This is a genomic window from Microbacterium sp. NPDC091662 (assembly GCF_044756705.1).
Taxonomy (GTDB): Bacteria; Actinomycetota; Actinomycetes; order Actinomycetales; family Microbacteriaceae; genus Microbacterium.
In genome coordinates this window covers 157,203-169,150 of sequence record NZ_JBIVTM010000002.1, presented here as the reverse complement: position 1 = coordinate 169,150, position 11,948 = coordinate 157,203, and the positions used below count along the sequence as shown (strand labels likewise).

Genomic DNA, 11,948 nt, shown 5'->3' with positions numbered 1-11,948 from the left:
TCAGGCGCCCGCGAACGGGGCGATCGTGATTCCCGCCTCCTGCAGCATCCGCTTGGTCTCCGCGGCCATGGCCACCGAGCCGGGACTGTCGCCGTGCACGCAGATCGACTGGGCGACCACGGGCACATCGGTACCGTCGATCGCACGGATCACACCGTCGGCAGCGAGGCGCACCATGCGCTCGGCGACCGCGGCCGGGTCGTGCAGCACAGCCCCCTCTTCGGTGCGCGAGACGAGCTGCCCGTCGGGCTGATATGCGCGGTCCGCGAACGCCTCGGCGGCGACGGCGAGCCCTGCCCGCTCGGCCACCTCGAGCACGACGCCTCCGGAAAGTCCCAGCAGAACCAGGCTCGGGTCGATCGCGCGGATCGCGGCCACCACGTCCTTCGACTGCCTCTCGTCGCGAGCGATCGTGTTGTAGAGAGCACCGTGCGGCTTGACGTACGAGACCCGGCCGCCGACCGCGGCGGCGAGCCCCATCAGCGCTCCGAGCTGGTACTCGACGTGCGCCTGCAGCGTGGCCGAGTCGATGTCGACCTTCGTGCGGCCGAAGTTCTCGTAGTCGCGGTAACCGGGGTGCGCGCCGATCACGACACCTCCCTGCACCGCGGCGGCGAGCGTCTCGCGGATACCCTCGGGGCTGCCGGCGTGGAACCCGCACGAGACGTTCGCGCTGGTGACGAGGCGCAGCATGCTCTCGTCGTCGCTGACGACGCGGTCGGCGACGTTCTCGCCGAGGTCCGAGTTCAGGTCGATGGATGTCATGCGATCACGCTCCGATTCCGAGGAAGGCGAAGATGGGGCCGACCGAGACGATACCCATGTACCAGGTGAGCAGCGTCACGAGCGTGCCGGCGACGAGCAGCCACATCGGGTACTTCTTCGAGCCGAGCAGATCGCGGCGGAACCAGCCGATGTACATGAACACCGTGAGTCCGATCGGCAGGATCAGGCCGTTGAAGCCGCCGACGAACACGAGGATCGCGGCAGGAGCGGTACCGATGGACAGGTACACCGCCAGCGACACCACGATGAAGGCGACGGTCGCGAGCTGCAGCGGCCACCCGCCCTTGAGCTTCTTGGTGAAGGTGGAGAGGAAGGTCGCCGACGTGTAAGCCGCACCGATGACCGAGCTGATCGCCGCGGCCCAGAAGATCGCGCCGAAGATGCGGAGACCCGCGTCGCCGAGCACCGCGCCGAACGCCTGACCCGCGGGGTTCGCGCCCTGACCGGAGAGGTCGAGCGTGACCCCGGAGGCCACGACGCCGAGGATCGCGAGGAACAGCACGTAGCGCATGACACCGGTGACGAGGATGCCGTTGGTGGCCGCGCGCATCACGGGGCCGGCGTGCTCCGGCCCGGTGTGGCCGGAGTCGAGGTAGCGGTGCGCACCGGAATAGGTGATGTATCCGCCAACGGTTCCGCCGACGATGGTCGTGATGGTGGCGAAGTTCAGTTCGTCGGGCACGAAGGTCTGGCGCAGCGCCTCGCCGATCGGCGGTTGGGCGATCACGGCCACGACCACGGTCATCACGATCATGGCGATACCCAGCACGACCAGCACGATGTCCATCACGGGGCCCGCCTTCTTCACCAGGAAGATGATGATCGCGAGGGCCGCGGTGACCATGCCGCCGAGCTTGGGGTCGATGCCGAGCAGGGCGTTGAGTCCCAGACCGCCACCGGCGATGTTTCCGATGTTGAAGGCCAGTCCGCCGATCACGACGAGCACGGCGATCAGGTGCCCCGAGAAGGGGATGGCGCTGTTGGCGAGTTCGCCGGCGCGCTTGCCAGACGAGGTGATCATGCGCCAGACGTTCAGCTGCACCGCGATGTCGACGAGGATCGAGATGAGGATCGCGAACGCGAAGGCGGCCCCCATCGTCGCTGTGAACGTGGCGGTCTGCGTAATGAAGCCGGGGCCGATGGCGCTGGTGGCCATGAGGAAGATCGCGCCGATGACGGCACTGCGGCCCGCGCGCTTCTTGGCGGACGAGAGGCGGGCTTCGTCTTCCGGAGAGAGGGGGGCGGTGGTCTGCTCTGACATGCGGGGGGATTCCCATCGTCGTTGGTGGGTGTCGGGTGACCCCCAGTGTAGAACGGATAGAAGCCGATTGTTCAACAATCATGTTTCCGTCGTGCTACAGCCGAGTTGCCTTCGTGTGATTCTTGACACCCCTGTGCAGACGATGCCGACGTTCCGCCGCCTACGATGAAGGCATGAACCAGCAGGGCCCGCTCGCCGATGTGCTCCGTCAGCGGATCATCGACGGAGACTTCGCACCGGGGTCGCGACTGTCGGAGTCCGCCCTCGCCGAGCAGTTCGACGTCTCGCGCAACACGCTCCGCGAAGCCTTCCGCGTGCTCTCGGAGCAGGGTCTCGTCGAGCACGTTCCCCACCGCGGCGTCTCGGTGGCGTCGCCCACCATCGCCGACGTGATCGACATCTACCGCGCGCGCCGCGTGATCGAATGCACCGCACTGCGCCAGTCCGAGCCCGAGCACCCCGCCGTGCAGCTCATGCGCGACGCCCTCGCCGAGGCGGAAGAGCAACTGCCGCACGAGGACTGGCGGCGTATCGGCAGCGCGAACATGGCCTTCCACGATGCGATCGTCGCCCTCGCCGACAGCGCGCGCCTCGCCCGCACCTACCGCGACGTCGCTGCCGAGCTGCGCCTCGTCTTCCTCGAGATCGACGAGCCGAGGTCGCTGCACGAGCCGTACGTCCGCCGGAACCGAGCGGTGCTCACCGCTTTGCTGGAGCAGGGACCCGAAGCCGCTGCAGAAGAGCTCGAGCGCTACCTCACCGCATCGGAGCGCAGCGTGCTGGGGGCTTTCGCACGCATGGGACACGCCTGACCCCCGACGTCTCGCCGTGCGGGGCATCACCTTCGACCAGAACGGCGTTCGGTATTTCTGACCTGAGTGCATAAATCTGTGAACGTGCCGGGAGATGCCTTGCCATCGCATGAAAGCCATGCTTACCGTGAGCGCACTTCGGCACGATCGGCGGCGCAGAGTTGCCCGCTTGTCCACCGGAGGCCGCGTGCCGAGGGGGCGCGCGGAATCGTTCAGATCGAAAAGGACTACTACTTTGCGACTCACGAGAAAACTGGCGTTCGCCGCTACCGCGGCTGCTGCGCTCTGCCTCGGCACGGTCATCCCCGCTGCCGCGAATTCCGCACCCGACGCCGATGACATCCCTACCTTCCAGGAGTTCGAGGCGTCGACCTACCGAGACATCGACGGTGCCTACGTCGTCAACGGAGACGAAGTGATCTCCAACCAGGGCGAACTTCGTTCGTTCTACGAACAGCTCCTCGGGGCCGATCCGGTGACCAACGGCCTCATCGTCAACACGGTGAACAGCATCGACGACAAGTGGTCCGACGCACAGGTGGCGAACCTCACCTACTGCGTCAGCACCGCCTTCGGTACGCGTCACGCCGACGTCGTGAGCGCGATGGAGAGCGGCGCCGCCCTCTGGGAGGCCGCATCCTCGAAGATCGACTTCATCTACGACAGCAGCGCCGACGCCAACTGCACGACACGCAACAACGCCGTCCTGTTCTCGGTGGAGCCGGTGCAGACGACGCAGTACATCGCCCGGGCCTTCTTCCCGAGCACAGCACCGCGTCTGCAGAACGTCCTCATCGACGACTCGATCTGGACCCCCGGCTCGTCCTGGACCCCGACGAACGTGCTCGGTCATGAGCTCGGCCACGTGCTCGGCTTCCGCCACGAGCACACCCGCCCCGAGGCCGGCACCTGCTTCGAGGACAACAACTGGCGCCCTCTGACGCCGTACGACTCCTCGTCGATCATGCACTACCCGCAGTGCAACGGATCGTCCGACGACCTGTCGATGACGAGCGTCGACACCGCCGGAGTCGTCTCCCTCTACGGGAACTGACACCGGTCAGCGAATCTCCACACGATGAATGCGGGGCCCGGTCGTGGACGACCGGGCCCCGCATTCATCTGTCGTTCAGGAGGATCCGCCCGGCAGCTGCTCGTGCAGACGCAGGGCTGCCGTCGCCCGTGGCCGCGGCTCGCCATCACGCAACGGAACGGCGGGCGCGATGGGCGCCATCGGCTCGGGCAGCCCGTACCGTCGGAACATCCAGCGTCGGGCCTCCTCGAGCGGATAGGTCTCGCCGAACACAGCCGACTTCACGAAGATGCCCTCGATCGTGCTGCGGAGCATGACCTCCTCGAGCGCCGGATCCTCGGCCCCGCGCGCGCGGAAGAGGTCGCGGACCGCGTCCTCGGCTGCGGTGGCACCGGCTTCGTGCCGCGCCTCCGACTCCGCGAAGAGCCGATGGGTTGCCGGCTGCTGCTGCATCGCCAGCACCGCCCGCTGCAGCGGTATCGCATAGGCGGTGGCGGTGAGGGCGCCGTCGATCACCGCGGCGAGCATCTCGTCGGGCGTGCCTTCGACGCGGGCGAAGCCGAGCACCGTCTCGAACCAGCGATCGATCACGGCGGCGACGAGCTGCTCCTTGCCACCGAAGTGGTAGTTCACGAGTCCCTGGGCGACGCCGGCCCGCTTCGTGATCTCGGCGATGCTCGCCCCTGCGACACCGCGCTCGCTGAAAGTCTCGATCGCCGCCTGCAGGATGTTCTCCCTGGCGCGTTCTCGGGCCCGCCGGTTCTGCTCATCGGAGCGCGCCACGTGGCATCCACCTCCTGAGTCCCGCCGTTCTGACTTTCCCGAATCGCCCCCTGCCGTATAGATTACTCACTGAATGCTCGTTCAATCTATGAGCCGACACGGATTCACCCCTCCCAGGAGCACCCATGCACTCTTTCGCGAGCGTCGATTTCAACAGCGTCACCTCGATCTTCGAATGGCTCGTGAGCCAGTGGTGGGCCTGGGCGATCGTCGGGGTCGTCGTGCTGTTCTTCCTCGTGATCTGGATCCTCCCCGCCGCCAAGGTCAAGGCCTCGCCGGACCACCCCACCACCGGGGTCGAAGCCGATGAGATCGCGCTCGGCTTCCTGCAGATCGTGAACCTGCCCTCCGGGCACTGGAACGATCCGACCGCCCCACTCCTCGGCGACCGCGAGAAGAAGGTCCTCGTCGACCAGTGGGGCGTGCACACCCGCGAAGAGTGGCTCGCCAACATCGAGCGCCTGAGCACCGTCCGTCGCCGCCGCGAGGTATGGATGCTCTACCTCGCCGTGCGCACCGAACTGGCCCAGCGTCTCGGTCGCACGCCGAAGGCCAAAGAATGGCTCGCCGCCATCGTGCAGGAGGGCGGGGACAAGCGGGACGCGCGCACCTTCGTCACCTCGATCGAGTATTCCGAATCCGAGGTGCGCAAGCGCGTGGGCAAGGACATCGTGACTCCGGGCCTGTTCGTGAAGACCCTCGACGGCTACGGGCTGGGTCAAGCCGTGGCGATGACGACCTGGGGCGTCGCCCTGGGGCACGGCGATGTTCCCGAGGCGCGCGCGATCATCCACCGCATCAACGTCGAAGGACGCCCGGCCTTCGAATCGTGGGCGGACTTCGGTCTGAGCTACATCGTGGGTCGTGTCATGCACTGGTCGGACGGCAACGTCGACGAGAAGTCGTTCGAGAAGTTCGGCGACGGCTGGTCCGATTTCAAGGCCGCTGCGACCGAGAAGCGCAACGGCCCGTGGGCGACGCTGCCATGGAGCCTGTGACCGTAGACCTGGAACCGCTGCGACGAAGCGCGGGCCTCCGAGACATCCGCACCTACGAACGCATCTGCGGGATTCCGCCGCATCGGCGGTTCCTGGTGATCCTGGTGGTGGTGCTGCTGTTCGCCGCCGCGATGCTGACGGGGCTGTGGTTCCTCGGACGCAGCGACATCCTCACGGTCGCCCCGATTCTCGGGGTGTTCGTGATCGGCTACACGGTGCTCGCCGCCGTTGGCTTCATCTGGTGGGCCGTGGGCGTGAGCCGTCGGGTGAAGATCGCGGCCTTCGCCTGGGCGAACGGATGGTCGTACGCCGACGCCCTCGAGCGCACCCGCCGTCCCGGAGCCGCATTCGCGCGGGTCGCGTACGGACGCGAACGTGCGGTCGTCGTGTGCGATGACGAGCGGATGCCGTTCGAGCTGGGCACCCATCATTCGGTCGCCCACGGGCAGGAGCGCGCCACGATCCAGCGGCCGTTCTCCTTCATCGAACTGCCGCTGCCGGCATCGGTTCCGCACATCGTGCTCGCCAACCGGAAGCGCAGCATCGTCCCCACGCTCGGACTCGGGCGCGGTGCCGCGCGCATGGATCTGGAGGGCGAGTTCGCGAAGACGTTCCGCCTCATCGTGCCGGAGGGCTATCAGCAGGATGCTCTCTACATCTTCACGCCGGATCTGATGGCTCGCGTGCTGGACCTCGGCTCCGGTGCCGAGATCGAGCTGGTCTCCGACCGTCTCTACGTGTACCTGCCGTCCGCTACGCGGTTCGACCGCGCCGAGACCATGACGGCGGCGCTCACCCTGGCCGAGGAGTTCCACCGACGCTTCGCGGCGCGCACCGAGCTGTACCGCGATGACGACGCCGGAGACCTGGCCGCCAGAGCGGGCGTGTCGGTCGGCCTGCGCGGTCAGCGGTTGGGCGGTCGCGGGATCTCCGTGTTCGCTGTCGCCGGCACGGCCGCGGTGCTTCTGCTCTCCGCCGGTCTCACCGCCTTCTCGCTGTTCGGCGGTGACATCCTCAGCTCGCTCGTCGGCTGAGCCTCAAGACGCACGGCTGTGGGCCTGGCCCGGAGGGGGCGCCAGGGCCACAGCCGTGTTCATCCCCCGCCGCCGATGGGCGGCCAAGGCCGGTGCGAATCCGGTCAGGCCGAGGCGCGGATCACCAGCTCGGTCGGCAGGATCGTCGTGGTCGGCGGGTCCTCCCCCGCGAGGCGCGACAGCAGAACCCGGGCCATGGCCTCGCCCTGCGCGTACATCGGCTGGCGCATCGTGGTCAGCTGCGGATCGGTCGTGACGGCGACGGAGGAATCGTCGAAGCCGACCAGGGCGATGTCCTCCGGCACGCGCACGCCCGCCGAACGCAGGGCCGTCAGCGCGCCTCGGGCCATCAGGTCGCTGGCGACGAAGATCGCGTCCGGCCGCCCGCCGTCGAGCAGGCGCCTTGCGGCCTCCGCGCCGCTGGCCTCGCTGTAGTCGCCCTCCTCCTCCGCATACGGGGTGAGCCCGGCATCCGCGAGCGCGGACCGGAACCCCTGCACACGGTCTTCCGAGGCGACCATCGTGAGCGGGCCCGAGATCGTGGCGATGCGCGTACGGCCGATGTCGATCAGGCGGCGGGTGGCGTTCTTCGCTCCGGCGACGTTGTCGACGTCGACGACGTAGTCCCCGGCGTGACGGCGCACGGGTCGCCCGCCGAACACGACCGGTACGGCATCCGCGATCCGATCGACGAAGGCGTCGCTCGTGTGATGCGAGACGATCAGGGCGCCGTCGACTCCGCCGTTGCGCACGAAGCTGGTCATCTTGTCGCCGGGGTCATCGCTCGCGATGAGCAGGTTGAGCAGGTAGTCCGAGCCGCCGAGCGCACCGGTGATGCCCGCGACGATGGCCGCGAAGAACGGGTCGCCGAAGAAGCGCGTGGTGTCTTCGGGGACGATCAGCGCGATGGCGTGGGTCTGGCGTGAGGCGAGCGAGCGTGCGGCCCGGTTGGGCACGTAGTTCAGCTCGTCGATCGCGGCGCGCACGGCGGCGAGGGCTTCTGGGCTCACTGCGGTAGACCCGTTCACGACCCGTGACACGGTCGACCGGGAGACACCCGCAGCGGATGCCACCTCTTCGATGGTCGCTCGGGGCGACATCAGCGTACGCACTCTTCCATCGCCCTATTCTCACCGGTTCGCGGGTGCGACGACGACCGTCTCGCTCCGAGTCGCGCAAATGGTCGCATCTCGGCCCCGGATACGACCATTCACGCGATTCGAGGGGCGGGCGGCGCCTCCTCGATGTCCACGAGCCAGCCGACCCGTTGGCGGCGACGCGCCTCGGCGGGCGACTCCTCGGCATCAGCGTGTCGGGCGGACGGCCCGTAATACTCGACGGCCGCAACCGGGATTCCTCCGACGGACGACAGTCGAGTCGTGCCGGGCACCCGTTCGATGCTGGACCCTTGCCGCGAGAACCCCGCTCCAGCGGACACACCGTCCGGAAGCTGCAGCCTGCCGGACGTCCGGGCCCGGGCGAACGGGTCCACGAAGTGCTCGAACCTGCGCTCGACCACTTCCCGACTGACCTCGTGCACCGCGACGACTGTGCCGCGAACCCGATCCGCGTAGTCCTCTTCGTGATGCGACTCCAGCGCATCGACGGTGCCGGTCAACTCCGCCCCCAGCTCGTCGACCAGGGCCTGCGGATCACGCGACCGGATGCCGAAGTCGACCTCGTCGCCGATCTCGAACGGGTCTCCGCAGCACGCCCATTCCCACGGCGTGAGCCACACACGCGTCATGCCGCCAGACTATCTCCGACGCCGGGGTCAGAGCTCCCGGGCACCGATGATCCGGGCGTACTCCCGGCCCGAGTCCTTGAGCGTGCGCTCCTGGGTGTCGTAGTCGACGCGCACGATGCCGAAGCGCTTGTCGTAGCCCCAGGCCCATTCGAAGTTGTCGAACAGCGACCAGTAGAAGTAGCCGCGCACGTCGACACCCGCCTCTGCGGCATCGAGCACCGCGCCCAGGTGCAGGCGCAGGAACTCGGTGCGATCGGCATCATGCACGCGGGTCTCGCCGCCTTCGACCACCACGACGTCGTCGTAGGCCGCGCCGTTCTCGGTCATGTAGAGCACGGTGCCCGCGGGCTCGGCGTATTCGGTCCAGATCCGCTGCAGCACGCGGGTGAGACCCTCGGGCTGCACCTCCCAGTTCTGCGCAGTGCGCGGCAGACCCCGCTCGACCGCGTGGATGCCGTCGCTCGACGGGTACGGGCTGCGCCGCACGCGCTCGGTCTCCGGCTCCGCGGAGACCGGCTGGTCAACCGGGGCCGTGCCGGAGACCAGGTCGCCGTGGTAGTAGTTCACGCCCTGCGTGTCGATGTGCTGCGAGATCAGCTCGAGGTCGCCCTCGTGCACAGCCGCCTCGAACGTGGCGACCGCGCCGGCATCGACCACGCGGATGTCCTCGACGATGTCGGCAGGGTAGCTGCCGCGGTAGATCGGGTCGAGGAACCAGCGGTTGAACTGCCCGTCCACGCGCCGGGCGGCGTCGACGTCGGCAGGGTTCTGCGGGTCGGCCGGGTCGGCGACCGTGTGGTTCAGGGTGATGCCGAGGTTGAGCGACGCATCACGTCCGCGCAGCTCCTGCACCGTCTTGCCGTGCGCGAGCAGCAAGTGGTGCGAGGCGAGCAGCCCCTCCGCGATGCTGGTGTGCCCCGGCGCGTGCTCGCCGGCCGTGTAAGAGAGAAACGACGAGCACCACGGCTCGTTCAACGTGGTCCATACGTTCACCCGGTCGCCGAGCGCATCGTGCATGGTGCCCGCGTACTCCAGGAACCGATCGACCGTGTCGCGGTTCGTCCAGCCCCCGGTCTCCTGCAGCGCCTGCGGCATGTCCCAGTGATACAGCGTCAGCCAGGGCAGGATGTCGGCGGCGAGCAGCTCGTCGACCAGGCGCTTGTAGAAGTCGACTCCCGCCGCGTTCACCGCTCCGCCGCCAGGGCGCACCCGCGACCACGAGGTCGAGAAGCGGTACGTCTGCAACCCCAGGTTCTTCATGAGCGCCACGTCCTGCGGGTAGCGGTGGTAGTGATCGCACGCGACGTCGCCGTTCTCGGCACCGATCACGGCTCCCGGTTCCCGCGAGAAGGCATCCCAGATGGAGGCGGTGCGCCCGTCCTCGAACGCCGCCCCTTCGATCTGGTACGCGGCGGTCGCGGCGCCGAACAGGAAGTTCTCGGGGAAGGAGCGGGTCATAGGGGTCATCCTTTCACCGCGCCCGCCATGATGCCACTGACCAGCTGGCGCCCGGCGATCACGAAGAGCACGAGCAGCGGGAGGGTTGCGAGCACCGCGCCGGCGAGCACGATCGAGTAGTCGATGTAGTAGCCCGACTGCAGCTGGCTGAGCGCCGTCTGCAGGGTCGGATTCTGCGGGGAGAGCACGATCAACGGCCACAGGTAGTCGGTCCACGCCGTCATGAAGGTGAAGAGTCCGAGGATCGCCATCGCCGGCCGGGCCGCGGGGAGTCCGACGGTGAGGAAGGTGCGGAACTGGTTCGCACCGTCCATGCGCGCGGCCTCGATCAGCTCGTCCGGGATCACATCGACCAGGTACTGCCGCATGAAGAAGACGCCGAAGGCCGTGACGAGGGTCGGCACGATCACCGCACCGATCGAACCGGTCCAGCCGAGCTCGCGCATCAGCATGAACAGCGGGATGATGCCCAGCTGCGTAGGGATCGCCATGGTCGCGATCACGAAGATCATCAGCCCGTCGCGCCCCTTGAACCGGAGCTTGGCGAAGGCGTAGCCCGCGAGCGTGGAGAAGGTGACGACCGAGAGCGTGATGATGCCGGAGATCAGGAACGAGTTGCCCAGCGCGAGCCAGAACGGGATCGCATCGAAGACCTTGGCCGCATTCGTGAAGAAGTTGCCGCCGGGGATCAGTGGCAGCGTCTCACCGCGGGTGGCGTTGGTGCCGCTCGCGACCACGACCGACCACCACAACGGGTACACGCTGCCGATGATGAACGCGGCCAGGAGTCCGTAGGTGAGGAATCCGGGGCGGCTGCCGATCCCGGCGGTGCCCGACGATGCGCTCCGGCGACGGGGGATCTTCTCGGGGACGCTCAGCGCCTGGGTGGCGGTCATCGCGCGTTCTCCTCGGTCGTGGTGGCGATCGTCGTTCCGGCAGCTGCAGCGGTCGCGGCCGCGTCGGTGGTGCGTGCGCGGCGACGGGCCGCGCGATTCTTCGGGGCATCCCCGGTCGAGATGCGCCGGGAGATCAGGAAGTTGATCACGCCGATCCCGACGATCAGCAGGAACAGCAGGATCGCGACGGCGGATGCCTCACCGAGATTGCGGCGGAAGAAGGCCAGCTCCCAGAGGAACAGCACGGTGGTCTGGAACTGCCGGTCGCTGCCGCCGATGCCGCCGGCGGTCGACACGTCGAACAGGCGCGGCTCGGCGAAGATCTGCAGCCCGCCGATCGTCGCGGTGATGATGACGAAGATCAGGGTGGGACGGATCGTGGGGATGGTGATCGAGAAGAAGCGGCGCGCGGCGCCGGCACCGTCGAGGGCCGCCGACTCGTAGAGGTCACGCGGCACGGCCTGCATCGCGGCCAGCAGGATGAGGGCGTTGTAGCCCGTCCAGCGGAAGTTGACCATGACGGCGATCGCGATGTGCGACAGCGCGGTGTTGTGCTTCCACTCCTGGTCCGCGATGCCGATGAGGTTGAGCAGGTTGTTGGCGAGGCCATCGGCCTCGTTGAAGATGCTCGAGAAGATGATGGCGACGGCGACCGGGGTGACCACGAACGGGATCAGCACGCTCATGCGCCAGAACGTCGGGGCGCGCAGGCCCCGGTCGAGGAGGTAGGCGATCACGAGGGCCACGGCCAGCTGCGGGATCGCCGAGAGCAGGAAGATGCTCAGGGTGTTGCCGATCGAGTTCCAGAACATCGAGTCGCCGAGGATCTCGACGAAGTTGCCGACCCCGACGAACTCGCCTTCGCCCTTGAGCAGGTCCCACTCGTGCACCGCCACCCAGACCGTGTAGAGCAGCGGGAACAGACCGACCAGCCCGAACAGCAGGAAGAACGGCGAGATGTAGAAGTACGGCGAGGCGTTCTGGTCGAACCGTGAGACGCGGTGGCGCCAGGAGCGCTTCGGCGGGGAATCCTTCGCCGGGGATGCCGCGCGCTGCTGTTCCGCGGGTGGGGCGGTGAGTGTCATGGGGTGTCCTTGTCCCGGAGTTCCGAGGAGTTCCGGTCGCAGTTCCTGCCGCCGG

Annotated in this window: 12 protein-coding genes; 4 read left to right on the top strand and 8 right to left on the bottom strand. The window is 67.8% G+C overall.

Annotated elements, in window-relative coordinates:
- A complete protein-coding gene (locus ACIQLD_RS14185) occupies nt 1-765 on the bottom strand; it encodes a LamB/YcsF family protein (RefSeq protein WP_402608872.1) in 765 nt (254 codons plus the stop codon).
- 4 nt (nt 766-769) lie between these two features.
- The gene (locus ACIQLD_RS14180; RefSeq protein ID WP_402608870.1) at nt 770-2,047 is read right to left on the bottom strand and encodes an NRAMP family divalent metal transporter; all 1,278 of its coding nucleotides are present in this window, start codon (nt 2,045-2,047) and stop codon (nt 770-772) included.
- 173 nt (nt 2,048-2,220) lie between these two features.
- Here ACIQLD_RS14180 and ACIQLD_RS14175 point away from each other — a divergent pair, with 173 nt between their 5' ends.
- Together ACIQLD_RS14175 and ACIQLD_RS14170 are read left to right on the top strand one after the other, a co-directional pair.
- Nucleotides 2,221-2,859: a GntR family transcriptional regulator gene (locus ACIQLD_RS14175; RefSeq protein ID WP_402608868.1), complete on the top strand. Its 639-nt coding sequence runs from the start codon at nt 2,221-2,223 to the stop codon at nt 2,857-2,859.
- 235 nt (nt 2,860-3,094) lie between these two features.
- Nucleotides 3,095-3,913 carry a matrixin family metalloprotease gene (locus tag ACIQLD_RS14170; RefSeq protein ID WP_402608866.1) on the top strand — a complete coding sequence of 273 codons (819 nt, stop codon included), beginning with the start codon at nt 3,095-3,097 and terminating at the stop codon, nt 3,911-3,913.
- Between the two features lie 75 nt (nt 3,914-3,988).
- On the opposite strand, the gene ACIQLD_RS14165 is transcribed toward ACIQLD_RS14170, so the two are convergent.
- Complete coding sequence (locus tag ACIQLD_RS14165) at nt 3,989-4,675, bottom strand: TetR/AcrR family transcriptional regulator (protein ID WP_402608864.1); 687 nt, start codon at nt 4,673-4,675, stop codon at nt 3,989-3,991.
- Between the two features lie 125 nt (nt 4,676-4,800).
- Between ACIQLD_RS14165 and ACIQLD_RS14160 the strand changes: the two genes are divergently transcribed.
- Nucleotides 4,801-5,673 carry a DUF1266 domain-containing protein gene (locus tag ACIQLD_RS14160; protein WP_402608862.1) on the top strand — a complete coding sequence of 291 codons (873 nt, stop codon included), beginning with the start codon at nt 4,801-4,803 and terminating at the stop codon, nt 5,671-5,673.
- Nucleotides 5,670-6,707, top strand: a complete 1,038-nt coding sequence (locus ACIQLD_RS14155) for a hypothetical protein (protein ID WP_402608860.1) — start codon at nt 5,670-5,672, stop codon at nt 6,705-6,707. The genes ACIQLD_RS14160 and ACIQLD_RS14155 overlap by 4 nt, the downstream gene beginning before the upstream one ends.
- 104 nt (nt 6,708-6,811) lie before the next feature.
- Here ACIQLD_RS14155 and ACIQLD_RS14150 read toward each other — a convergent pair whose 3' ends face one another.
- From ACIQLD_RS14150 to ACIQLD_RS14130, 5 genes are all read right to left on the bottom strand, one after another.
- Nucleotides 6,812-7,807: a LacI family DNA-binding transcriptional regulator gene (locus ACIQLD_RS14150; RefSeq protein ID WP_402608858.1), complete on the bottom strand. Its 996-nt coding sequence runs from the start codon at nt 7,805-7,807 to the stop codon at nt 6,812-6,814.
- 110 nt (nt 7,808-7,917) lie between these two features.
- Nucleotides 7,918-8,454 carry a DUF6578 domain-containing protein gene (locus tag ACIQLD_RS14145; protein ID WP_402608856.1) on the bottom strand — a complete coding sequence of 179 codons (537 nt, stop codon included), beginning with the start codon at nt 8,452-8,454 and terminating at the stop codon, nt 7,918-7,920.
- Between the two features lie 27 nt (nt 8,455-8,481).
- Nucleotides 8,482-9,912, bottom strand: a complete 1,431-nt coding sequence (locus ACIQLD_RS14140; protein WP_402608854.1) for a GH1 family beta-glucosidase — start codon at nt 9,910-9,912, stop codon at nt 8,482-8,484.
- 5 nt (nt 9,913-9,917) lie between these two features.
- Complete coding sequence (locus tag ACIQLD_RS14135) at nt 9,918-10,808, bottom strand: carbohydrate ABC transporter permease (protein WP_402608852.1); 891 nt, start codon at nt 10,806-10,808, stop codon at nt 9,918-9,920.
- On the bottom strand, nt 10,805-11,893 hold the full coding sequence (locus ACIQLD_RS14130) for a carbohydrate ABC transporter permease (protein WP_402608850.1): 1,089 nt from the start codon (nt 11,891-11,893) through the stop codon (nt 10,805-10,807). Before ACIQLD_RS14130 ends, ACIQLD_RS14135 begins: the two co-directional genes overlap by 4 nt.
- Between the last annotated feature and the right edge of the window lie 55 nt (nt 11,894-11,948).